The sequence below is a fragment of the Brevibacterium sp. SIMBA_078 genome, from assembly GCF_046534565.1.
Classification (GTDB): Bacteria; Actinomycetota; Actinomycetes; order Actinomycetales; family Brevibacteriaceae; genus Brevibacterium.
This window is the reverse complement of sequence record NZ_JAWRYQ010000003.1, coordinates 122,914-146,341: the sequence shown is the minus strand read 5'-3', so window position 1 is coordinate 146,341 and position 23,428 is coordinate 122,914. Positions and strand designations below refer to the sequence as shown.

Sequence of the window (23,428 nt, the reverse complement as noted above, 5' to 3'; positions counted from 1 at the left end):
GCACTGTTAAATGCCACCGTCATCAACCCGATCGGTGGCACCACCTTCAGTAAATCAGGGGGTAGCATTCATGGGCATTCACCATAGAGTCGTCATCATCGGCGGAGGCAATGCCGGTCTCAGTGTGGCGGCACGTTTGCGTAACGCCGGCCAGAAAGACATTGCAGTTGTCGAACCGGGAGCCGAACACTACTACCAGCCGTTGTGGACTCTTGTCGGCGGTGGGATGGCTGACCGTAGCGAGAGTGCGCACCCGCAGGCGGAGGTCATGCCGCAGGGAGTGGCGTGGATCAAGGACGCGGTGGCCCAAATCCACCCGGACGAGCACACCGTTACCTTAGCTTCCGAGACCGAAGTCAGCTACGACTACCTCGTTGTGTCCCCGGGGATCCAACTCGACTGGGATCGGATCCCTGGCATGGCCGAGGCTATAAGGACACCAACCGTTTCGAGCAACTACTTGTTCGACCTAGCGCCGAAGACATGGAAGCTCATCAAGGGCATGCGCAAGGGCACTGCCGTTTTCACGATGCCCTCCGGGCCGATCAAATGTGCCGGAGCACCGCAGAAAATTGCCTATCTCGCTGCCGACTACTGGCGCCAGCAAGGCGTCCTCGACCAGATACGGATCGTACTGGTCTTGCCGACTCCGGCAATGTTCGGCGTTCCTGTGTTCTCCAAGGAGCTTGACAAGGTGGTCAAACGGTACGGCATCGAAGTGCGACTTAGCAGCGAAGTCACCGAGATCAACCCAGCCGCACAGACGGTGACCATCACGGACAATGCAAATGAGAGCAGTGATGAGGTCAACTACGACATGCTCCACGTCGTACCCCCGCAGTCAGCTCCTGACTGGATCAAGGCCAGCCCGGTGGCGAAGGCGGATGACCCAAATGGCTATGTCGAGATCGACCCCAACACGCTCCAACACGTGCGCTGGCCCGAGATCTTCTCTCTCGGCGACGCCGGCTCGTCACCGAACTCGAAGACTGGTGCCGCCATTAGGAAGCAGGCCCCAGTCGTGGTCGACAATCTTCTGGCCACCATGGAACGTCGTCCGCTGAGAGCGCGCTACGAAGGGTATGCCTCCTGCCCGCTGACAACATCACGCCGGACCATGCTGTTGGCCGAATTTGACTACAGCATGCAACCGGCACCGAGCATCCCGCTCATCGACACCACACATGAACGGCGGGACATGTGGTACCTCAAGCGCTATGGACTGCCCGCCATGTACTGGAACCTCATCCTCAAGGGACGTGCCTAAGCGCTTCGCCCGTTACGCCCAACGCACACGTAACAACTAGATTCTTCCGGAGGAAACACCATGTTACTGGAACGCATTTACGACGAAGACCTCTCCCAGGCCAGTTACTTCATCGGTTGCCAGCAGACGAACGAGGCCATCGTCATCGACCCTCGTAGAGACATCTCGGTGTATCTGGACTTAGCCAAGTCCAACGGCATGAGCATCAAACATGTCACCGAGACCCATATCCACGCCGATTACCTCTCTGGTACCCGTGAGCTGGCACAGGCCACAGAAGCCACCATCTACGTCTCCGGCGAAGGAGGCCAGGACTGGCAGTACGGGTTCGAAGGGCAGCGCCTTCACGATGGTGACACCATCACGATTGGCAACATCACCATCGCCGTCGACCACACGCCCGGCCACACTCCGGAGCATCTGAGTCTCAAACTCACCGACGGGGCGGCTGCTGATGAACCCGGGTACTTGTTCACCGGAGACTTTGTTTTCGTTGGTGATCTGGGTCGTCCGGACTTGCTGGACGAAGCCGCAGGAGGGGCTGATACCCGCTACGAAGGTGCCAAGCAGATGTTTGCCAGTCTGCGTGACAAGCTTCTGGCTCTGCCAGATTATGTTCAGATCTATCCGGCGCACGGGTCCGGTAGCGCCTGTGGCAAGGCCCTCGGAGCTGTGCCAACGACAACGGTCGGTTACGAGCGCAACTTCTCCTGGTGGAGCCGCTATGTCACCGACGATGACGAGCAAGGATTCATCGACGAACTGCTGGCCGGCCAGCCCGACGCCCCAGCCTATTTCGGACGCATGAAACGCCAGAACCGCGACGGACCCCGTGTCCTCGGGCACCGGGAACCGCTGACCGAACTCGAAACGGAGGCTGTGAAGAAGAACGTTGAGGACGGCAGTGTAGTGTTCGTCGACACCCGCGACCAGCATAAAGTCCACAATGGGACCGTGCCCGGTGCGATCAACGTCCCGGCCTACAACAAGCCGGCCACACACGCAGCCTGGACTTATGATCCCGAGTCCGATTCGCCGCCGCTCGTGCTCCTCGCTGGTAGCCAGGACATCGCCCAAATGCTGTGGGACCATTTGATCCGGGTCGGCATCGACGATGTGGACGGCTATGTCACCAGCCTCGACGGACTGCCCACTGTCGTGCCTGAACTGGTGTCGCCAAATGATCTGGAGTCCATCGACTACGATCTTTTGCTTGACGTTCGCAACGCCTCCGAATTCGCAGACGGGTCGATCCCGGGGGCGAAGCAGCTCAGTGCAGGCCGGGTGCTGTGGCACCAGGACCAGCTACCGGAAGACGGAACCGTCGTGACGTTCTGCCAAAGCGGTATGCGCAATTCAGTCGCCGCTAGCGCACTGCGTCGTTCCGGGCATCACGTGGTCGAGCTCGAGGGCAGCTACCTCGGCTGGCAGGCCGCCCAGAAGTAGGTCTGTACTCATACGCATCCGGCGGATGAGTCCGCCGGATGCGTTTTTCTGCTGGAAATTCGGAGCTCATGGACTTCTCACTCATCATCACTTTCGCCTTCGCCCTGATCATCGGCATCTCTCTGGGACTGCTCGGTGGTGGTGGCGCTATCCTCGCTGTCCCGGTGCTGACCTACATCACCGGCATGGAACCGGTCCAGGCAATTCCCTCATCATTGCTCATTGTCGGTGTCACTTCGATAGTCAGCTTGATCCTGCACGCACTGAAGAAGCGAGTGCGATGGCGAACTGGCGTCATCTTCGGCCTCGCTGCCATGGTGGGAGCTTTTGTTGGCGGCCGGGTAGGAGCTTACGTACCGGCGGTGATCCTCATGTTCTCCTTCGCCGCAGTGATGATCGTCGCAGCTGTTGCGATGATCCGTGGCCGCCGAGAGCAACAACACGACAATGACGAAGGCGAACAGCTACCGATCGTCAAGATTCTTATCACCGGTGTCGTGGTCGGGCTAGTGTCCGGTTTCGTCGGCGCGGGCGGAGGTTTCCTCATTGTTCCTGCTTTGGCGCTTCTGGCCCGACTACCCATGACCAGTGCAGTGGCGACCTCTCTGCTGGTGATCACCATGCAGTCCGCTTCCGGTCTGGCAGGTTACGCGCTCTCGACGTCGTTGGACTGGGCGCTGGCGTTAAGTATTGCCGGTGTCGCGGTCATCGGGTCATTTGTCGGCTTCTGGTTGAGCAGCAAGATTCCTGATCGTGGACTGCGCAAGGGCTTCGGTGTGTTCGTCCTCGCCATCGCTGCTGTCGTTGTAGCCGAGGAGACGATTCAGCTTCTCAGCTGAATTAGTAAAGTGACAGGCCAGCTCGGGAGCTGAACGATTCGGCTAGGAATATGCCATGCGACGGTTAGGCCAGCGAGAGAAAGAGCTTTTCCATGTCGGCACGGTCGGCCGTGGGGTCCTCGCTTTTGAGGCACTGTTCCAGTCCTGTGGCGATGATGGCAAACCCGGCGCGATCGATGGCCTTGGAAGCGGCGGACAACTGGGTGACAACCGTGTGGCAGTCGCTGCCTTCCTCCAGCATACGAACCACCGCGTTGATCTGTCCTTGGGCGCGCTTGAGCCTGTTGATGACGGGCTTCATGGTGTCCGTTTCAAGTTCCATGATGGGGTTCCTCCAGGGTGTTGGTTTTCTCAACTATATACCCCAGGGGGTTTCCTGGGTATCGTCGACGGTGGATTCTAGATACCCCTAGGGGTATGTGACATAATCAAGTACCACGGGGCAAGCGAGCCTCCATCGACAATCCCAAACCGAAGGAATTACCACATGTGCCGAGCAACTAAGTGCCGCAAATGCCAAAAAACCACCTGGGCCGGATGCGGCCAGCACGTCGAACAGGTCATGGCTCACGTGCCGCGCAATGAGCGCTGCTCCTACGACTCGAACGTACAGAAAGGGCCCAGCAAGGAAGGCGGCTTCTTCGCACGTCTCTTTGGCCACTAAGCCCCGGCCCCGTCGTGAGGCAAGTGACTTCGGGGTTCAGGTAGCGAATGACTTGACGCATACCCCTAGGGGTATTATTGTTTGTTATGGATTTCATACCCCTAGGGGTATGAAGGGTAGGCGAACCAACCGCGACCAACAACAAGGGGAACCAATGCTTCTCGAACGCATCTATGACGAAGATCTGGCCCAGGCCAGCTACTTCATTGGCTGCCAGGCCAAGGGTGAAGCCCTCGTGGTGGACGCCCGCCGCGACATCCAGGTCTACCAGGACCTTGCCGCGAAAAACGGCATGAAGATCACCGCCGTCACCGAGACTCATGTCCATGCCGACTACCTCTCCGGCACCCGGGAGCTGGCCGCGGCTACCGGCGCAGAGATCTACGTCTCGGGCGAAGGCGGGGAAGACTGGCAGTACGGGTTCGAGGCGGAACGCCTCCTCGACCAGGACGCCATCAGGCTCGGAAACATCAGCGTCCAGGCCCTGCATACCCCGGGTCACACCCCCGAGCACCTCTCCTTCCTGGTCACCGACGGCGCCTTCAGCGACCAGCCCGGCTTCCTGCTCTCGGGCGACTTTGTCTTCTCCGGGGACCTGGGGCGCCCGGACCTGCTCGACGAGGCCGCCGGCGGTACCGACACCCGATTCGCCGGGGCGCACGATTTGTTCGCCTCGCTTCGGGACAAGTTCTTGACTCTGCCGGACTACGTGCAGGTTTACCCGGGCCACGGCGCGGGCAGCGCCTGCGGCAAAGCGCTGGGTGCAATCCCGTCCTCCACAGTCGGCTACGAGCGCAACTTCGCCTGGTGGAGCAACTACCTCGAGGCAAACGATGAGGAGGGCTTCGTTGAGGCATTGCTCGACGGGCAGCCCGACGCCCACGCCTACTTCGGCCGCATGAAACGCGAAAATCTCCAGGGCCCGGCGATCCTGGGCGAGCGGACCCCGCTGGCCGAGCTGGCCACCGGGGACGTCGCGACCGCCCTGGCCGCCGACGAGATCGGCGTGGTCGATACCCGCCACAACACTCTGGTCCACGAGGGCACCGCCGCCGGGGCCCTGAACATCCCTGCCGGCAACAAGGCGGCAAGCTATGGCGCGTGGGCCATGGACCCGGAAACGGACCAGCGCCCGCTGGTGCTGCTGGCTCCGGACAGCGAGACCGCCACTGGAATGTGGGACCACCTCATTCGTGTGGGCATCGACAAGGTCGCCGGATACATCACGTCCCTGGACGGCCTGCCGGCCTATGTCCCGGAGACCCTGGCCCCGGACGACATGGCTGGGTTTGATGCCGCCCTGCTGCTGGACGTGCGCCACATGACCGAGCACACCGCCGGGCACATCCCCGGTTCCGTCCAGCTCAACGCCGGACGGGTCCTCTGGCACACCGAGAAGCTTCCGGCCGACGGCGTGATCGTGAGCTACTGCCAGTCCGGGGTCCGCAACTCCGTGGCCGCTTCCGCGCTGCGCCGTGCCGGGTTCAACGTCGTCGAGCTCGAGGGAAGCTACGCCGGCTGGAAGCACATGCAGAACGCCTAATTTCTCCACCGCCCACCACGCAACCACAAATCCCACGTATTCCCGGTCCCGCGTCCTCCTTTTCGGATGCGAGACCGGCCGGGCACCAAGCCCGGCAGAAAGGGCCCACACACCATGAACCCCGTTCCCCAGACCACTAGCCCCGAAGAACTCAAGGACTGGATCGCTTCCGGCTCCGACGTCGTGGTGCTCGACGTGCGCTCCGCCGCCGAATTCGAATCCCGGCACATCTTGGGTTCCTACAACGTGCCGCTGCCGCTGCTGGCCGAACACACCGAGGAACTTGCCTCGAAGCTTGACACCAAGGTGGTGCTGGTCTGCCAGTCCGGCGTGCGCGCCACCGAAGCCAAGACAAACCTCGCGTCGGTCGGTTTCGGCAATGCCCATGTCCTGGCCGGCGGTGTCCCAGCCTACAAGCAGGCCGGCGGTCGAACCGTTGAAGGGTCCAAGCGCTGGGACCTGGAACGCCAGGTGCGCATGACCGCCGGCTCCCTCGTGATCGCCGGGCTGGCCGGCGGGAGGTTCCTGTCCCCACAGATCCGCACGGTCGCCGGGGTCATCGGGGCGGGCCTGACCTTTTCCGCAGTCACCAACACCTGTGCCATGGGCAAGGCCCTGGCCAAGATGCCGTGGAACAAAACCGGTAACGAGCCGACCCGTGAATCGGTCATCGCCCAGCTTCCGCCCAAGAAGTCCTAGAACACACCTGCATGGCCCGCAGTCAACGGGTTTCCTCCCGAGCCCCGGGCCCGGGTCGCGTTGGTCCGGGCCTGGAAACTACCCTTATACCTCCTGAACACCCCACAATCGCCGCCTCGCTTTTCGTCGTCGGCGCAACCTCCAATTCGGGATGTTCCCGGGTGAAGAGTTTGGCGGGGAATTTGTGTGAGGCAGGACCCTCGGAAAGCGGGGACTATCGACGAGTCTCGAGTCCCGTCGAGGGGTAGCAAGAGATAGTTGCAAACAGTAGGAAATAGTGGGCGGCCAGTGATATGACTGCACCAATCGTTCGGCCCGCCTCGGAGCTACTTCCGGGAGTGGGCCGGATTTATTTCCGGTACGGTGACCAGCATGGTGCACCCACTCAAGCCGTGGCTTTCGATCCACGACCAGATCATCCAGCTACGCGGCCGTGGCATGGAGATTGCTGACCAGCATCAAGCAAGCCATGCACTGAAGTCCATCGGATACGGTCGTGGCATAGTGCTGAGCCTCTCATAAAGGCCATCGACTAGCTATACCAAGTGGAAACCACACTGTAGGTCAGGTCAGATTGTCACCTCTCCTTGCATCAGCCCCGACTAACTAAAGACTGCATCCTGTGGTTAGGACGGCAGCGTAGGAGTAGAACACCGAAGAGAAGACCGCGATGAAGGCGGCCATCACGCTGGCCAGAGCAATGACGGGCGGCACCCCGGCGGCCATACTAGCGGGCGAGACCAACTGGCGAATCCTGTCGGGTCCGGCGATGTTGAGGGCATAGGGTCCACTGAGGTGACCGGGCTTACCCGAAGGCTGCCCAATCTTGAGCAGGGCGCTGGCCAGGGGCATTGTCCCGGTGGTTCGCCGCGCTCGATCGTCGGCAGCGATCTCAAGGTAGAGGGGAACGCAGGCGGCCACCTCGGCGAACAGGGGAACGAAATTCAACGGTCTTACGAAGGTGTCGACTATTGCCATGATCCGGTGATGTCCGCCCTCGACGTGGGCTCTTTCGTGTTCGAGTACAGCGGCGAGCTCATTCTTGTCCAAGCTCACGCGCAGCGCCTGGGATATGATCACTCCGCCGTATTTTTGTGGCAGCGAGAACGCGAATGGAGTCTGCTGGTCGAGGACGTGCAGGGACTGGCCATCGATATCGGCGACCGCCGAGTCCCGACGCAGACGCTGGGCTGCAGCCGAGTTCGCTCGCCTGCGACGAGTCCGCTGATGCAGCGCCCAGACGATGGAGACCACCGAGAGCACAAGAGGGAAGATGAGGAAGAGGACCACCGGGACCAATGTGTCGACCTGCGCCAGCCCGGGGAACGGACTGGCTGCGATGAGGCACCGCTGGCACACATCGGCAAGGGGAACGGGGAGAACATCCGGCCCCTTGAACAGCGAGGCCGCCATGAGGCTCAACGCTGCCACGACGACCCACCACATCAGGGACACCAACAGGAGCCCATACACAGCCAGTCGCGGTACTCGCATGAGAACCGGCGCGGCCGTTCTCACGAGAAAAGGACCGATGAAGGAGATGAGGGCGAACAGAGCGACTGCGCCGGCGCCGATGAGCAGCAGACTCATCCGCGTTCGTCCTTGGAGTTGAGATAGCTGCGCAGGAGTTCGACGTCCTCGGCTCCGATGCCTTCGACGAAGTGCAGGATCGATGCCGCCCTGTCTCCCCCGTTGAGAAGCGCCTTCTGCATGAGCGTCGCCGCATGCTCCTCGCGGCTGATGATCGGACGGTGCAGCACCGATCTGCCCTGTCGCTCACGCCGCACAAGGCCCTTCCGCTCAAGGTTCGTCAGCACAGTCGCGATCGTCGTGTAGGCGGGAACATTGTCCAAGTCCTCAATGATCTGCCTGACCGTCAACGACCCTTCGTCCCACAACAGGTCCATGACCTGCTGCTCGAGAGCACCGAGGCGAATCGGTGATGACTTCTCAGTCGAATCCGACGCTGATGTCATGACAGACGGCTCCTTTCACGATTGGGCACCGGGCAGGAGAACTGCCCCTTGAGGCGGACGACCACCGCGACCAGCAGCAGGATGACCGACAGCACCGCCAGCACAGGCTGCAACGGCGCAAAGTATGTGAGAGCCCCAGTGTAGCCGAGCACCAGAAGCGCGATCTTGTTGCACACGGGGCATCCGACGGCGAACCACCCGAGCATGCCGCCCAAGGTACCGAAGGTGCCGCCGCGACGTTCAGCCCTCTCATCGACCAAGTCATCGTCGCCCGCATCGGCAACGTCTTTGTTCCCACGGGAACCGGTCCTGCGAGGGCCGGGCTCGCGGACATAGGTGGCAATGAGTAGGCCCAAGAGGACCGACATGAGAATCCAGACCGGGTAGTCCCACCACTCGGGAGGGATGTCTCTGGAGAAGAAGGAGTTGGGAATCAGCACCGTGGACAATCCGATGACGAACACGGAAGCACCGGCCGCCGCGATGGCGACGACGATGCGGCGGGTGCCCCATATCCGAAGCGACTGGGCCGCCTCAGAGAGGTAGGAGAACAGCATGAGGGCCCCTTCGTTGCGCAGCTTCGGACAAAACGTTTACTATGGAAGTTAGTATACTATGCTAAATAGTAAAGGTCCATGGCACGCTGCCTCGAATGCGTGCCGATCCGACTCCCAACCCGACATTTTCAAGGAGGCTCCCGTGTTCCGTTCCACTCGCGGCCCCATGTTGTGGCTCATACCTTTAGCTGTCATCGTTCTCGCTGCAGTGCTCATTGGTGTGGTCATCGTCAACCAAAGCCCCGCCGACGACAGCGCGAACGCACAATCGCAGAGCGAGTCGGGAACCGGCGAAGAAGAGGTCGACCTGTCGTTCGTCGAGCACAGGGTCGAAGACGACGCTCGCGCTCTCGGCGATGTCGATGCGCCGGTGACTCTCGTGATGTTCTCCGACTACCAGTGCCCGTACTGCGCGTCCTGGAATGAGGAGACACTGCCGACCATGATGGAATACGTCGACAAGGGTGATCTGCGGATCGAGATGCGCGACCTCGCCGTCTTCGGCGAGGAGTCGGAGAGGGCGGCTCGCGCGGCCTATGCCGCCGGCCTCCAAGGCAAGTACTGGGAGTTCCACAACGCCATGTTCGAAGGCGGCGAGCATCCCCCGAAATCCGAGCTCGACGACAACTCGCTGGTGTCGGCAGCCAAAGGCCTCGGCCTCGATCCCACACAATTCAAGGGAGACATGAACTCGGTCGAGGCTCATGATGAGTTCGACGCCAATGCCCAAGAGGGCTACTCGCTGGGCGTGGCCAGCACCCCGACATTTGTCATCGGCGGCAAACCTCTCGTGGGGGCCCAGCCGACGGATGAGTTCGTCAGTGCCGTTGACGATGCCCTCGCCGAGGCGGAAGGCTGAGGAAGCGTGAGGCCACGGCCCACCGTCGCGTCGGTTTTCTCCATCACTCTCGCCGTTGCCCTCGGGCTCAGCGCCTGCTCCGTGTTCGGCTCAGACACTCAGTCGTCCGAACCGACCCCGGCCGGATCGCAGGCTCCGAGCTTCGATCCTGGTGAGGCCGACAGTGATTCCTCTGCGGCACGAGCCGTCGATCCCGGCTGGGACTCTCCGGCGCAGGAAGCGAACGGGACATTCCTGTCGATGCACGAGAACGACGGCAGCCTCGAGTATCGCGCCGTCGATTCGACGGGAAAGGTCCTGTGGACGGCACAGCGCCCACGAGCCTGTTCCGCTTACCTCGTCACCACAACCGGCGACGGCCCCATCGCAGTCCTCATGGATCAAGGCGCTTCGTCCGGCGGGTCGCTGACAACCACCGCGAGCGGCTATGACCTCACGACCGGCGAGAAACGCTGGGGGCCAGTGGGGACTCCTGGCCCGCTGCTGGGCAACGGCCTCGTCTTCGCGGGGCCGCCTAAGGACTTCATCGGAGTCGGGGGCCCTCGGACCGCGCTCGACCCGTCTACCGGAGATGTGGCTGCGGTCGAAGTTGAGAACGAGTCCTCCCAGGTCATCGCAGTGTTTGGCAAGCATCTCGTTCGCAGTCAGGGTGGCAATATCGTCGGAGAAGACCTCGATGGCCACAGGCTCTGGGCCCAACCATCCGAGAACTTCGGTATGTCCGCGTCCGAGGTCCGGGAAATCCCCTGGGAACCGACCGGCGAGTCTCATGCACTGGTGGGCGACGCAGGCAGCGAAACACGGACTCTGATCGACCTGCGCTCGGGGGCCACCGTTGATTCCGAGATCGCTGACGCTTGGTTCGATTCATCGACCGACACCTTGGTCACAGTCGGATCCCGCCTGCACGGGTTCTATAGTGACGGGACGGAACGTTGGAGCACGCCGCTGCCTGCCCACGCCGAGGTTTCCGCAGTGGGCGCAGGTCTCATCACCTTCGACTCAGAGAGTGGGAGCGAATCGGAGAGTCAGCGCGAATCGGATCGGGTGGAGCAGTCAGTCACAGCCAGATCCGCTCGCGACGGCAGTCCCGTCAAGAAGGACACTCCACTGCTCAAGGCGACCAAGCAGCTCGGGGCGCCCCACCACATCTCCGAATCCGGTGCCGCGCTCATCGGTGACCCACAGACACCGCTGTTGATCACGAGTCAGAGATGAACGTGGCAGCACCTGTCCACCATGACATACTCTTTACTAAGTACCATAGTAATTCAGGAGTGGTGATATGCCGAGACACGAAGCGCTCAGGCCCCAATACCGTTGGTGGATACCCCTCGCGGTCATCGCCGTGGCGGTTGCTCTCGTGCTCATGATCCTCTTCATGAATCGAGAGCAGGGCGACGACTCTGGCCAGACCACCGCCGGACAGAAGGAGTCGGATGTCGTCGTCACCGAGGTCGAGGATCCTCAGCAGAAGGATGTCAGCGATTTCGACAGCGACGATGACGACCCACTGGCCGAGGGTCCAGTCAATGCTCCGGTCACACTCGTCGTCTTCTCCGACTATCAGTGCCCCTATTGTGCGGCCTGGTCCCAGGACACCCTGCCGACGATGCTCGACTACGCCGACTCCGATGATCTGCGCATCGAATGGCGCGAGGTAAACGTCTTCGGCTCAGCATCCGAACAGGCCGCCAAGGCGGCATACGCGGCCGCTCTGCAGGATAAGCACTGGGAGTTTCACGAGAAGCTGTTCGCCGGAGGCAAACCACGTCCGCCGGAGGAGCTTTCTCCCGAAGCGCTGACATCCGTGGCCGCCGATATCGGCCTCGACATGAACCAGTTCGAGAAGGACATGAACTCTTCTGAGACTGCCGCGGCTGTCGACAAGAACGCCAAGATGGGCACCGAACTCGGCGCCTTCTCGACTCCGACGTTCATCCTCGACGAACAGCCCTATGTCGGAGCCCAGCCCACCAGCGTCTTCGTCGACGCCATCGAACAGAAATTGGAAGGAGCGAACTGATGGACATCGGATTACTCAGCGCCTTCATCGGCGGAGTCCTCGCCCTGCTCAGCCCGTGCGCGGCACTGCTGCTGCCAGCCTTCTTCGGCTCCACAGTAGGGGTCGGGTCACGACTGCTGCTCCACGGTGTCATCTTCTACGTGGGAATGCTGCTCGTCCTCATTCCCTTGGGTATGGGAGCGGGAACCCTGGGCGCACTCTTCACCGCCCATCGCGGAACGATCGTCCTCGCCGCCTCGGTGATCCTCATCATCCTTGGCATCGTCCAGTTCTTCGGCTTCGGATTCGACCCCGCTCGGATGCTCCCGGGTGCCGACACCATGCGGTCCAAATCCGCAACGGCAACGGGAGCGACGAAGACGTTCCTCCTCGGCGCCACGAGTGGGATTGCCGGAGTCTGCTCGGGGCCCATCCTCGGCGCGGTCCTCACTCTGGCGGCCACCAGAGGCAGTGTATTCCTCGGCGGTGTGATGCTCGCGATCTACGGTGCCGGCATGGTCGTTCCGCTGTTCATCATCGCAGCTCTGTGGTCGCGAATGGGGCCACGTGCCAGGTCCGTCATGCGCGGCGGTTCGGTCAATTTCTTCGGTCGCCGGCTGCCCGTCGTCTCGATGGTCACCGGGGCGCTGATGATCGTCATCGGCATCGTCTTCCGGATGACGAACGGTCTTGTCTCGGCACCGTCCCTGATCTCGACGTCCACCCTTGCCCATATTCAGGAATGGGCGGGTTCCTGGACCTCGACCACGCTCGACATCCTCGTCGTCTGCCTCTTGGCGGTCATCGCGATCGCCCTGTGGTTACGTCATGAACGCCGACGCAACAGGGACCGGCAGGACAGGGAAGAGGGCCAGGAGCCGACGGAGACTGCGACGGGAACAGCAGCGGTGACCGGGTCGGAGACTGCAAAGGCTCCAAGGCAGGTCAGAGACGAGCCGAGACCCTGATGGCCAGGCGCAGACTCGTCACCATGGCCGTCGGCCTGAGCACCACGCTGGCTCTCCTCGGCTGCACCTCGACCGAGGAACCACCCGAGTTCGAACGCGAACCGAGGCAGGTCGGTACGGAACTCGACGAGGTCGATGCCTCCGATCTGCAGTTGCCACTGATCGTCGAACCGCTCGAGCTCGTAGAGCCGGGCTGGGATCTCGACGTCAAGCACCTCGGCGATGTGTTCCTGTCCGCAGGAAGCGGTGACGACCATTTGGACTTCAGCGCTGTTGACAGCAACGGCACCACCCTATGGCAGGCCCAACGGACCACGGGCTGCACCGGCTTCAGTGTCACTGCCGACAGTGAGGGGACGCCGTTGGCAGTGCTCACCGATTCGTCATCCGATACAACCTGCGACACCGAGGTGACGGCTACCGCCTATGACCTCGAAACGGGTGAGCAACGGTGGGGCCCGAGCGACGTGCCCGGTCCGATGCAGGGTCCGGGGGTAGTCTTCTCGGCTGCTGATGAGGGCGAGACCGTGGCACTCGACCCCGATACCGGTGAAGTTGCAAGTGCCGAATCCTCGACATCGCGCGTCCTCGGCGAATATCAGGGAACCATCCTCAGCGTTGGTCAGGACACTCTCTCCGCCTCGGACGGAGGAGACACCGCTTGGGAGATTTCGCTGGCGGATCACGGCTGGAGCGTCGAGGGGCTTACAGCCTTCCCCGAACAGGTCGACGGTCTCATTCATCTCGATGCCGACGATGGGTCCGGGCCCGTCATCGATGCAGAATCTGGTGATGTCCTCGACGAGTCCGCCAGCGAGATCGCTCGAGATGCGAACTCGGAGATGATCATCACGAGGGACGAGCAGGGCCTGACGGTCATCGATGAGACGGGCACGAACGAACTGCCCGTCTCTCTGCCCGAGCCCGTGGTCTTAGAGGCTGCCGTCGGCGGGCTCATCTTTCTGCGCGAGGGCGAGAGTCTGCGGGTCCACAACGCAGCCACCGGCAGCATCGCCAGGGGCTACCCTGCCGAGGGCTCGGGCATCGTGGCAGTTCCTGACCTCTTCACGTCACAAGGTCTGGGAACTCTGCGGGCCGGTGACAGAACGTTGCTAGCGACGGACAGAGTTGTCAAGGATGTACCTGAGCAATAGGCAACGGAGAATTGTCCCGTTCCCAGTCCAGGCTCACGAGCCACGAAGTGTTGACAGAACACCGCCAATTATCGCTGAAGCTCACAGCCTTCATGATGGTGCCGGTCCTTCGATTCGACCGTCTTATAAAATTAAAGGTTTTCGAGAGATATCTGCGCTCACTCTTCAGACTTGAATCCATGTGTCAGTGAACGGTCATTTCAGACCACGGTGGAAAATCCACCGATAAGCCCCTGCAGTCCGTTGACCCATTGAGTCCATACTCCAGTGATCAGCAGTATTCCGATTCCGATGAGAACGGCCCCTCCCGCACGGGTAATTGCTGCATGATGATCTTTGACCCACCTCATGCGACCGCCGCCTCTGATGAGTAGCAAAGAGACAAGCAGGAAGGGAATGCCAAGACCCAGGCAATAACTGAGGGTCAATATGGTCCCGCGAAGCAAGGCACCGGATCCTGTCGGCCCGAAACTGGTCGTCAAAGCAAGTACTGCCGCTAATGTCGGCCCCATGCACGGGGCCCAGCTGAACGCGAACGTTCCGCCGAGAAGCGGTGCTCCCCACAATCCCGCCTGAGGGCGGCTCTTGATACGCCACTCCCGCTGGAGGAGACTCAACCCGCCCATGAAGATGATCCCTGCCACGATGACGATCGCACCCATGATGCGATTGATCACGTCCGCCCAGGCGCTGAGAAGTATCCCTGTGAGAGAAAAGACGAGTCCAATTGAGACGAAGACTGCCGAAAAGCCGAGCATGAACAAGAACACACCAATGACCACGCGGAATGTCTTCTGATCTTCGAGTGACTTCCCGGCAAGTCCAGTGACATAGCCAAGATAGCCAGGCACCAGTGGTAACACGCATGGCGACAGGAACGAGATGATCCCGGCGATCACAGCAATCGGGATTGCCAGCAGCATCGGGCCCGAGCTTGCTATCTGTGAGAACTGTTCACCGATCGTTGCCACAGCGATCACGTGTCTTTGGCAAGTACGTCAGTGATGAGGCCATCAAGAGTCGAGCGATCGACGATCCCGACGACACGAGCAGCAGGACGGCCCTTGGAATCGAGAATCACCGTCGACGGTACGGCCTGCGGTGGAAGAAGACCGCTCAAGGCCGCCACTGCCCGCCCTTCTTTGTCGAGCATGGAGGGGTAGGTGATGCCGAATTGTCGAGCAAATGCGTTTGCCGCAGCAGCTTCATCTCGGACATTGATTCCCAGGAAGGCCACTCCCTCCTCGCTAAACGATTCGTAGCTTTCCTGAAGGTCTGGTGCCTCTTCTCGACACGGTGGGCACGCTGCGTACCACAAGTTCAATACCACTGGGCTACCCTGCCATTCTTGTAGGTCGAAGGCATCCCCGTTCGTCGTGTTTCCGGCCAGCTGCACGGGTGTTGAGCGTTGCGATTCGGGAATCTGCGTGATCACTCCCGTGCCCGCCACGTACCCCTGATCATTTGATCCGGAAGTGTCCTCGACGCCTTTGTCGGCGGGAGCGCATCCGGTGATCGCACCCAGCGTGACCGCGAGCAAAGCGCTCCCGTAGGCCAGGCGGGAAAAGGATCGAAGTCGCGATCGCTGCGCATAGGTGTTTTGCACGTTGGCTCCTTGGGCAGTATGAATTCTTAAGATAATTCTACAATTCGTAGAAATCAGACTCGAATCACATGGCCTGCCAGCGGGGATATGGATCACAGCTGTCTAAGCTCACCGCCGAGCAGGCAGGAGGGTGATGGCCATTCCTTATTGGGCATATCCGCTTCCGCGCCGCAGCGCTTACCGTTGAGCCTCTTTGTGTACCACTGTGGGTCAAAAACGGCTTCACGGTATCGGTGATCAAGCATGCGACTCTAGATTACACATAGGTCAGCTGGCACTGTATAGTTCAGTACATGCTGACTATTGCTTCACGCCTCGACGTCATGAACCGGCTCGGCCGGGCTATGGCGGATCCGACGCGCTCCAAGATTCTGATGACGCTGCTCGACGCTCCGAGTTACCCGGCTGTGCTCTCTCGAGAGTTGGAATTGACGCGTTCGAACGTGTCGAACCATCTGACCTGCCTGCGCGATTGCGGGATCGTGGTCGCTGAGCCGGAGGGCCGACAGACGCGATACGAGATCGCCGATCCGCACCTCGCTGCTGCGCTCGTCGCGCTGGTGGACGTGACGCTGGCCGTGGATGAGCACGCGCCGTGCGTGGATTCGGCGTGCATAGTGCCGGGGTGCTGCGGAGCGGGGGCCGACGCGTGAGCGCGGCGTGCGGCTGCGAGCACGAGCCTGCTGCCACGGCGGGAGAGGAAATCGAAGAAGTAGAGAGACCCTGGTGGAAGGATCGCGGAATCATGGTGCCGGTGTTCTCCGGCGTTGCGTTCCTGACCGGGCTGATCTTCGATTGGTCCGCCCTCGAGATCCTGGGGCTTGTGCTGTTCTGGATCGGTCTGTTGCTGGGCGCGTCGACGTTCACTCCGGGAGCGATCCGGAAGCTTTTCAAGGGCAAGCTCGGTATCGGGCTGTTGATGTCGATCAGTGCGATCGGCGCTGTCATCCTCGGGTATGTCGAGGAGGCTGCGGCTCTGGCGTTCCTGTATTCGATCGCTGAGGCGCTGGAGGATAAGGCGATGGACCGCGCCCGGGGCGGGTTGCGGGCGTTGCTGAAGCTCGTGCCGGAGACGGCGATCGTGTTGCGCGACGGCGTCTCCGTCGAGGTCCCCGCGAAGGAGCTGGTTGCCGGGCAAATCTTGCTCGTCCGCCCAGGCGAGCGGATCGCGACCGATGGGATCGTCCGCTCGGGGCGCTCCAGCCTGGATACGTCGGCGATCACTGGGGAGTCGATTCCGGTCGAGGTCGATCCGGGTGATGAGGTGTCGGCGGGCGCGATCAACAGCTCGGGCGCGCTGGAGGTCGAGACGACTGCGGCGGGCACCGATAACTCGCTGACCACGATCGTCGAGCTGGTGGAGCAGGCACAGACGGAGAAGGGCGAGCGTGCTCGTCTCGCGGACAGGATCGCCCGTCCACTGGTGCCCGGCGTTCTGATCCTCGCTGCGGTGGTCGCGATCCTTGGGTCGCTGTTGAGTGACCCGGATGTGTGGATCACGCGTGCGCTCGTCGTGCTGGTCGCCGCCTCTCCATGTGCGTTGGCGATCTCGGTGCCGTTGACGGTCGTCGCCGCGATCGGTGCGGCGAGCAAGTTCGGCGTGATCATCAAGTCCGGTGCCGTCTTCGAGCGCTTCGGCACGATCCGGCACGTCGCCGTCGACAAGACCGGCACCCTGACCCGCAACGAGCCCGCGGTCACCGCCGTCCTGACCGTGGACGCCGTTGCTGAGACGCAGGCGCTGGCCTGGGCGGCGGCGCTGGAGCAGCACAGCACGCATCCCCTCGCGGCAGCGATCACGGCATCTGCACCCGGTGTGCCCGCAGCTGCGAACGTGACCGAGCAGACCGGATACGGCGTCGAAGGCATTGTCGACGGCGCTCGTATCACCGTCGGCAGCCCCCGCTGGCTCGACGCCGGCGAGCTCGGTGGCCAGGTCTCAACCCTGGAAGAGCAAGGCATGACCGTCGTGATCGTCCACCGCGACGGCTTCCCGGCCGCGGCGGTTGGTGTCCGTGATGAGCTGCGCCCTGAAGTCTCCGAGGTCGTCGGCACGCTCGCGGATCAGGGCATTGGGATGACGATGCTCACCGGAGACAACGCCCGGACCGCTGGTGCGCTGGCTGGCCAGGCGGGCATCAATGACGTGCGCGCGGAGCTGCGTCCCGAGGACAAGTCTGCTGCGATCGGTGATCTGTCGAAGGTGGGGTCAGTCGCGATGATCGGAGACGGCATCAACGACGCCCCGGCTCTCGCGGCCGCGGATATTGGCATCGCGATGGGAGCTACCGGCTCCGACGCAGCGATCGAGTCCGCCGACGTCGCCTTCACCGGCCACGACCTCCGCCTGATCCCGCGTGCGTTCGATCACGCCCGCCGTGGTCGGCGGATCATTAATCAGAACATCATTCTGTCGCTGCTGATTATCGCCGTACTGCTCCCTCTGGCCCTGTTTGGGGTCCTGGGGCTCGCCACTGTCGTCCTGGTCCATGAGGTCGCGGAGGTCGTCGTGATCCTCAACGGTCTGCGTGCTGCCCGCACCCGCAGATCACGATTGGAGAGCTGATGCTCACGACCATCGGATCAGCGATCGGACTGTTCGCTGCGACCAACATTGACGACATCGTCGTGCTCACAGTGCTGTTCCTCGCCTCTCGCCGAGGCCAGCTTCGTCCATGGCAGATCGTCGTGGGCCAGTACCTCGGGTTCATCACCCTCGTCGTGATCAGCGTGGTCGCTGCGCTCGGTCTCACGATCATCCCGGATGAGTGGGTGGGATTCCTCGGCTTGATCCCGCTCGGCATCGGTATCTGGGCCCTCGTGCGCGGCTTGCGCCGCAACGGCGATGACGATGACAAGATCGCCGCGGTCGGGCTGTGGGGCGTCGCCGGGATCACGATCGCCAACGGGGCCGACAATATCTCGCTCTACACGCCCATTTTCCGCACCAGCTCGCCCGGCGACGTCACGATCATGATCGTCGTATTCCTGATACTCGTCGCCGTGTGGTGCGCGGCCGGACGCCTAATCGGAACTCACAAGGCCGTCACCGAAACGCTCGAACGCGTCGAGCACTGGCTCGTCCCGGTCGTGTTCATCGGACTGGGCCTGTTCATCCTGGTCGAGTCCGGCGTCATCATCCGCCTCATCGAGGCCCTCGCATGACCCCGGACGCGACCTCCGACATTGAGCCGGCGTCGGTAGAGCCGCCGCAGAGGGGGCGCTGGCGGCTCACCGCAGCGTCGCTCCTGCTGGCCCTGGTCGTCGTCCTAATCGATCAGGGAACGAAAGCGTGGGCCCAGGCCACGCTCATCGAGGGTGAGCGAATCCCGCTGGTCGGTGACCTGCTGGGCTTGCAGCTCGCCTACAATCCCGGCGCGGCGTTCTCCTTCGGCGAGGGGTTCACCTGGGTGTTTGCTCTGGTGGCCGTGGCCGTCGCCATTGCCGCGCTTGTCTTCGCGTTTCGTGTCCGACGGCCCGGGTGGGCGGTGGGGATCGGTGCGCTCGGCGGGGCCGCCGCCTCGCACGCCGGAGACAGACTCTTCCGCCAACCAGGATTCGCGCAGGGGCACGTCGCGGACTTCCTCGCCTACGGCAACTGGTTCATCGGCAACATCGCTGACATCGTGATCGTCATAGTAGCGGTTGCAGGAACGCTCTTCATGATCCGCGACGACCAGAATTGAAATGATGACCAATCGAGATCAGGCTGCAGTATCTCGACGGCCGCTCGTACTGGGAGGTGCTCGACCGCAGGATCGCCGAAGCACTGTACGTGCGCACCAACGCGAGCAACTGAGCATCGAGAGTTCCGGCAGGCGGATCAGCATTTACAGTGAAGTCAGCCGCGGTCGAATTTACAATCACAATCGTGAGAACGATGCCCTAAGCCTGGATCCAGCCAAGACTGGGCGACCAGTAGTGACTGGATATGTCTTTTGGGTTCTGGATAGCATCATGATGCCTTCCGTTCTCCATCGCTGTTCTCAATATTGTGGCTTCCAGACTGGTGCATGAGATTGCAAGGGCGGTTGTCATTGTCATTGAGCGCAGATCCGTTTACACGAACCGCAGTTTTTCCACCCATCCGATGTGAGTGATGCCAGCATGATGCCATCCTCGAAGACCTACGTGAAAGTGAGCGACCGTTGAGCCGCAGCGTGAAAATCTCCCTAGCAATGATCGGCGTCGCCGCCCTCGTCCTCGCCGGTCTGCTGGTGTTCAATAACGACAGCAACGAACCACAATCGGACACCGCACCCACCAGTGCAGACACCGCCGACTTACTGGTCCGCGATGACAGCCCCCGCTTGTCTAAGGGTGGCGAAGCCGTGTTCGTGGAGTTCCTTGATTTCGAGTGCGAAGGCTGCCTGTCTCTCTACCCGGTCATCGAGGACCTGCGAAAGGAATACGGGGACCGTGTCACCTTCGTCGTGCGACATATGCCCTTACACGGCAACTCCGTCAACGCAGCGTTGGCCGCCGAGGCAGCTGCTGAACAGGGAGAGTTCGAGGCCATGTATCAACGCTTGTTCGAAACGGTAGACGAATGGGGCCACCAGGAGACATCACAACGCGAGAAGTTCTCTGGTTACGCTAAGGAACTCGGCCTGGACATGGACCAGTTCACCGCAGCCTATGATGATCCGGCCACTCTCGAGCGCGTTGAGCAGAGCCAGAAGGACGGGCAGGCCCTCGGAGTCACCGGCACTCCAACGTTCTTCCTCGACGGCGAGAAGCTCCAACCCGAAAGCGTCACTGACCTGGAGGAAGCTTTCGATGCTGCCCTCCAAGACTGAGACCGGCAACGAGACGGAGACACAAGAAACCCCGGTCACGTCGTCCCGTGGCCTGGCAGCGTTATTCGTCGTAGGCGGGCTCATCGGGTTGATAGCGGCTGTGGTGTTGCTGGTGGAGAAGATGACACTGGCCGCCAATCCGGACTATATCCCCAGCTGCAACGTCAACCCAGCTCTCTCCTGTGGCTCGGTAATGGCGACTCCGCAAGCCGCGGCATTTGGTGTTCCCAACCCGATCATCGGCGTCGCAGGTTTCGCCATCGTCGCGGCTATCGGCGTAGGTCTTTTCGCTGGAGGGCGATACACCGCCTGGTACTGGGCCACCATTCAGATCGGTGTCACGTTCGCGGTCATCTTCGTGCACTGGTTGATCTATCAGAGCCTCTACGTCATCGGGGCACTATGTCCCTACTGCATGGCAGTGTGGGCAGTGACGATCCCCATCTTTTGGTACACCTCTACCCGAAACCTCAGATCACTGAGCAAGGGACAAAAGTGGATCAACCTGCTCCACGAATACCGTGGAGCGATCCTGACTGGCTGGTTCCTCCTCATCATCGTTTTGATCGCCAACCGCTTCTGGGACTACTGGTCCACTCTCGTGTGATCCTCAACGCGATGAGTCGTCACCGCTCTAGGTAGTCTCGACGACCACGATATGGACCGGAAGAGACTCGCCTATTAATCCTTCTCGACTTGAGCCGCCATCTCAGTCTGTAAAACAACCGCCATTCATCGCTGAAGCTCACAGGTTAAATGACATTTTTCCGATGGCGGCGACGCAACAGTTCTGGTGTCACATAAACGAACGTATAAGTGGTGAGGTATGGACATGCTGGTTGGATACGTTCGAGTGTCGAAAGCTGATGGATCGCAGACCACCGATCTCCAGCGGGACGCGTTGTCTGCTGCGGGTGTCGATGATGCGCAATTGTATGAAGACAGAGCTTCAGGCAAGAAGGACGACCGACCACAACTGATCGCATGTCTCAAGGCTCTTCGTTCAGGAGACACGTTGATCGTGTGGAAGCTCGACCGTCTTGGCCGAGACTTGCGCCATTTGGTCAACATCGTCCATGACCTCACCGAGCGGGGGGTGGGGCTTAAGGTGCTTACTGGCCAAGGTGCTGCGATCGATACGACCACGGCGTCGGGCAAACTGGTGTTCGGAATTTTTGCGGCGTTGGCCGAATTTGAACGTGAACTCATCTCTGAGCGCACCAAAGCTGGTCTGGCCTCGGCGCGCGCGCGGGGTCGTAAGGGAGGTAGGCCTTTTAAGATGACCCCGGCCAAAGTTCGCCTCGCAATGGCATCGATGGGACAACCCGGCACCAATGTCGGTGACCTTTGCGTGGAAATTGGGGTAACTCGTCAGACGTTATACCGCCATGTTTCCCCAACTGGTGAGCTCCGCACCGATGGGGCCAAGCTCCTCGAGCGGTAAAACGAAGCGCAGACTGAGGAAAGCGGACTTCGCTGGCCGCTGCTTCTGGATCAAGTAGCCGCAAGACGGCGAATGCGGCCTAAGTGAGATGAAGATCAGTGACGCAGGTAGCACCATCTTCGGTGGTGGAAAAGGTGGTAGAGCCAGTCTTGCCTTCATGGCTGACTTTGATGGTTCCCTCGATATCGCTCGGTACCCAGAAACCGACGAAACCGTTATCGAAGGTCGTCGCTGGTTCATCGACGACGACGTCGCCGGTGGACTTATCGGTGATCTGGACGTCGAGGTCCTCGTTGCCGAGTTCTCCCTGGCAGGTGGTGAGGCTGTGATAGAAGCACTCGTGAGTGGTGTTCACATAAGGGGCAATCGACACATATGATTTCTCTGCTGGTAGATCGAGTGTCACCTCCTGCGCTTCGCCCGCTAGCACGAGTTCATCAGGATAGATCGATGCCATCAGATCGCTTGGACGATCGGTGACTGCGAGCTGGTCAAGATGGTCGATGGCCTCAACCGCGTCCATTCCTGCCAGTCCGTGATCGGAGAGAAATTCCTCCGACGAGACCGGATCGACCTCTGACCTTTCTTGAGAATCGTCGGCTGCACAACCAGCCAGTAGCAGTGTGAGCGCTGCAATGGCAATTCCTCGTCGTTTCACATCATCTCCTTACGTCCCACTCGGGGCTCTGCCTCATACGGTCATGATCGGATACGACTGATCGTTGCCGCAGGTCACATTCGTGTCATGTGCCACAAAATATAACTGGCCTGATTTCCATTGACAACCATACCCTCTATGGGTATATCGTCAGCCCCAGATAATACCTACCCTAGGTATTCAATGATGGAGGTCCAAGATGAGTGAGAACAGTGAGTTCATCGTTTCCGGGATGACGTGCGGTCATTGCGAAATGTCTGTGCGTGAGGAAGTCCAGGAGATAACGGGCGTGACCAACGTCGAGGTTTCCCACCAGACCGGAAGGCTCGTCGTGACGTCGGCAACGAACGTTAATCCTGAGGCCATCGTGAATGCGGTGGAGGAAGCCGGCTATCAAGCGGTACCGGCATAGAGCCGATGATTTCTAGCATCCCTACCTGCAGCCCTTCGGGCACCACCTGCCCTGATTCATATTCGGTTCGGGTCAATCACGACTTTCCAATATGGAATGAAGTCTGAGGAGCAACCAATGGCGAAATCGCAAGACTCGATCGACATCACACCCCCACAGGAAAACGACGTTGAAGAGGCTTCCGCTTGCCATGGTGCTGGTCATGAGCACGGATATATTCGCGACAAAGCGCAGTACCAACGACGTCTGGCGCGCATCGAGGGCCAGGTGCGCGGTATCGGACGGATGGTCGATGAAGAGCAGTATTGCATCGATATTCTTACTCAGGTCTCGGCCATCCAATCCGCGTTGCGCAACGTTGCCCGAGGTCTCCTCGACGACCATATGCGCAGCTGCGTCGTCGACGCGGTCAAAGACGGTGGAGCAGACGCTGATGACAAGCTCGACGAAGTGTCTGAAGCCATCAGTCGGTTGATGCGCAGCTGAGCCAGCTGCACGCTGTTGACCCGACTGGTCAGTGTTGGTTGTGTTT

Annotated in this window: 26 protein-coding genes; 19 read left to right on the top strand and 7 right to left on the bottom strand. The window is 60.9% G+C overall.

Going from position 1 to position 23,428, the window contains the following annotated elements:
- Positions 1–70 precede the first annotated feature (70 nt).
- From SB749_RS12485 to SB749_RS12475, 3 genes are all read left to right on the top strand, one after another.
- Positions 71–1,267, top strand: a complete 1,197-nt coding sequence (locus SB749_RS12485; protein ID WP_410710594.1) for an FAD-dependent oxidoreductase — start codon at positions 71–73, stop codon at positions 1,265–1,267.
- A gap of 60 nt (positions 1,268–1,327) precedes the next feature.
- Positions 1,328–2,713 (top strand): rhodanese-like domain-containing protein, encoded by a 1,386-nt coding sequence (locus SB749_RS12480; RefSeq protein WP_410710593.1) that lies wholly within the window; start codon positions 1,328–1,330, stop codon positions 2,711–2,713.
- A 68-nt stretch (positions 2,714–2,781) separates the two neighbouring features.
- Positions 2,782–3,552, top strand: coding sequence for a sulfite exporter TauE/SafE family protein (locus SB749_RS12475; protein WP_410710592.1), 771 nt, complete (start codon positions 2,782–2,784; stop codon positions 3,550–3,552).
- 64 nt (positions 3,553–3,616) lie between these two features.
- Here SB749_RS12475 and SB749_RS12470 read toward each other — a convergent pair whose 3' ends face one another.
- Entirely contained in the window at positions 3,617–3,874 is a 258-nt protein-coding gene (locus SB749_RS12470; protein ID WP_410710591.1) for a metal-sensitive transcriptional regulator, read from the bottom strand.
- A 496-nt stretch (positions 3,875–4,370) separates the two neighbouring features.
- Here SB749_RS12470 and SB749_RS12465 point away from each other — a divergent pair, with 496 nt between their 5' ends.
- Together SB749_RS12465 and SB749_RS12460 are read left to right on the top strand one after the other, a co-directional pair.
- On the top strand, positions 4,371–5,759 hold the full coding sequence (locus SB749_RS12465; protein ID WP_410710590.1) for an MBL fold metallo-hydrolase: 1,389 nt from the start codon (positions 4,371–4,373) through the stop codon (positions 5,757–5,759).
- 114 nt (positions 5,760–5,873) lie between these two features.
- Positions 5,874–6,458 carry a rhodanese-like domain-containing protein gene (locus tag SB749_RS12460; RefSeq protein ID WP_410710589.1) on the top strand — a complete coding sequence of 195 codons (585 nt, stop codon included), beginning with the start codon at positions 5,874–5,876 and terminating at the stop codon, positions 6,456–6,458.
- 606 nt (positions 6,459–7,064) lie between these two features.
- Here SB749_RS12460 and SB749_RS12455 read toward each other — a convergent pair.
- The 3 genes from SB749_RS12455 to SB749_RS12445 are packed head-to-tail and all read right to left on the bottom strand — an operon-like array spanning position 7,065 to position 8,991.
- Entirely contained in the window at positions 7,065–8,048 is a 984-nt protein-coding gene (locus tag SB749_RS12455) for a M56 family metallopeptidase (protein ID WP_410710588.1), read from the bottom strand.
- Entirely contained in the window at positions 8,045–8,434 is a 390-nt protein-coding gene (locus SB749_RS12450; RefSeq protein ID WP_235346629.1) for a BlaI/MecI/CopY family transcriptional regulator, read from the bottom strand. Before SB749_RS12450 ends, SB749_RS12455 begins: the two co-directional genes overlap by 4 nt.
- Positions 8,431–8,991 carry a hypothetical protein gene (locus tag SB749_RS12445; RefSeq protein WP_410710587.1) on the bottom strand — a complete coding sequence of 187 codons (561 nt, stop codon included), beginning with the start codon at positions 8,989–8,991 and terminating at the stop codon, positions 8,431–8,433. The genes SB749_RS12450 and SB749_RS12445 overlap by 4 nt, the downstream gene beginning before the upstream one ends.
- A gap of 142 nt (positions 8,992–9,133) precedes the next feature.
- Here SB749_RS12445 and SB749_RS12440 point away from each other — a divergent pair, with 142 nt between their 5' ends.
- From SB749_RS12440 to SB749_RS12420, 5 genes are all read left to right on the top strand, one after another.
- Entirely contained in the window at positions 9,134–9,850 is a 717-nt protein-coding gene (locus SB749_RS12440; RefSeq protein ID WP_410710586.1) for a DsbA family protein, read from the top strand.
- A 6-nt stretch (positions 9,851–9,856) separates the two neighbouring features.
- On the top strand, positions 9,857–11,068 hold the full coding sequence (locus tag SB749_RS12435) for a hypothetical protein (RefSeq protein WP_410710585.1): 1,212 nt from the start codon (positions 9,857–9,859) through the stop codon (positions 11,066–11,068).
- Positions 11,069–11,135: 67 nt separating this feature from the next.
- On the top strand, positions 11,136–11,876 hold the full coding sequence (locus SB749_RS12430) for a DsbA family protein (protein ID WP_410710584.1): 741 nt from the start codon (positions 11,136–11,138) through the stop codon (positions 11,874–11,876).
- Positions 11,876–12,823, top strand: coding sequence for a cytochrome c biogenesis CcdA family protein (locus SB749_RS12425; protein ID WP_410710583.1), 948 nt, complete (start codon positions 11,876–11,878; stop codon positions 12,821–12,823). The genes SB749_RS12430 and SB749_RS12425 overlap by 1 nt, the downstream gene beginning before the upstream one ends.
- A complete protein-coding gene (locus SB749_RS12420) occupies positions 12,823–13,977 on the top strand; it encodes a hypothetical protein (protein WP_410710582.1) in 1,155 nt (384 codons plus the stop codon). The genes SB749_RS12425 and SB749_RS12420 overlap by 1 nt, the downstream gene beginning before the upstream one ends.
- 200 nt (positions 13,978–14,177) lie before the next feature.
- Here SB749_RS12420 and SB749_RS12415 read toward each other — a convergent pair whose 3' ends face one another.
- Positions 14,178–14,957: a cytochrome c biogenesis CcdA family protein gene (locus tag SB749_RS12415; RefSeq protein WP_166825317.1), complete on the bottom strand. Its 780-nt coding sequence runs from the start codon at positions 14,955–14,957 to the stop codon at positions 14,178–14,180.
- Entirely contained in the window at positions 14,954–15,583 is a 630-nt protein-coding gene (locus SB749_RS12410) for a TlpA family protein disulfide reductase (protein ID WP_092106880.1), read from the bottom strand. Before SB749_RS12410 ends, SB749_RS12415 begins: the two co-directional genes overlap by 4 nt.
- 293 nt (positions 15,584–15,876) lie before the next feature.
- On the opposite strand from SB749_RS12410, the gene SB749_RS12405 reads away from it, so the two are divergent.
- The 7 genes from SB749_RS12405 to SB749_RS12375 all read left to right on the top strand — a co-directional run bounded on the left by SB749_RS12405 (position 15,877) and on the right by SB749_RS12375 (position 21,826).
- Complete coding sequence (locus SB749_RS12405) at positions 15,877–16,236, top strand: ArsR/SmtB family transcription factor (protein WP_009885367.1); 360 nt, start codon at positions 15,877–15,879, stop codon at positions 16,234–16,236.
- Positions 16,233–18,149, top strand: a complete 1,917-nt coding sequence (locus SB749_RS12400; protein ID WP_227492564.1) for a heavy metal translocating P-type ATPase — start codon at positions 16,233–16,235, stop codon at positions 18,147–18,149. Before SB749_RS12405 ends, SB749_RS12400 begins: the two co-directional genes overlap by 4 nt.
- Positions 18,149–18,748: a cadmium resistance transporter gene (locus tag SB749_RS12395; RefSeq protein ID WP_009885365.1), complete on the top strand. Its 600-nt coding sequence runs from the start codon at positions 18,149–18,151 to the stop codon at positions 18,746–18,748. Before SB749_RS12400 ends, SB749_RS12395 begins: the two co-directional genes overlap by 1 nt.
- Positions 18,745–19,269, top strand: coding sequence for a signal peptidase II (locus SB749_RS12390; protein ID WP_166825320.1), 525 nt, complete (start codon positions 18,745–18,747; stop codon positions 19,267–19,269). Before SB749_RS12395 ends, SB749_RS12390 begins: the two co-directional genes overlap by 4 nt.
- Before the next feature lie 492 nt (positions 19,270–19,761).
- Positions 19,762–20,382, top strand: coding sequence for a DsbA family protein (locus tag SB749_RS12385; RefSeq protein WP_410710974.1), 621 nt, complete (start codon positions 19,762–19,764; stop codon positions 20,380–20,382).
- Positions 20,363–20,989, top strand: coding sequence for a vitamin K epoxide reductase family protein (locus tag SB749_RS12380; protein WP_410710581.1), 627 nt, complete (start codon positions 20,363–20,365; stop codon positions 20,987–20,989). Before SB749_RS12385 ends, SB749_RS12380 begins: the two co-directional genes overlap by 20 nt.
- A gap of 225 nt (positions 20,990–21,214) precedes the next feature.
- Entirely contained in the window at positions 21,215–21,826 is a 612-nt protein-coding gene (locus tag SB749_RS12375) for a recombinase family protein (protein ID WP_410710973.1), read from the top strand.
- A gap of 79 nt (positions 21,827–21,905) precedes the next feature.
- Here SB749_RS12375 and SB749_RS12370 read toward each other — a convergent pair whose 3' ends face one another.
- Positions 21,906–22,484, bottom strand: coding sequence for a CueP family metal-binding protein (locus tag SB749_RS12370; protein WP_152346755.1), 579 nt, complete (start codon positions 22,482–22,484; stop codon positions 21,906–21,908).
- 199 nt (positions 22,485–22,683) lie between these two features.
- On the opposite strand from SB749_RS12370, the gene SB749_RS12365 reads away from it, so the two are divergent.
- Positions 22,684–22,896 carry a heavy-metal-associated domain-containing protein gene (locus tag SB749_RS12365; RefSeq protein WP_152346756.1) on the top strand — a complete coding sequence of 71 codons (213 nt, stop codon included), beginning with the start codon at positions 22,684–22,686 and terminating at the stop codon, positions 22,894–22,896.
- A 117-nt stretch (positions 22,897–23,013) separates the two neighbouring features.
- Positions 23,014–23,382 (top strand): metal-sensitive transcriptional regulator, encoded by a 369-nt coding sequence (locus tag SB749_RS12360; RefSeq protein WP_166825325.1) that lies wholly within the window; start codon positions 23,014–23,016, stop codon positions 23,380–23,382.
- Positions 23,383–23,428 lie beyond the last annotated feature (46 nt).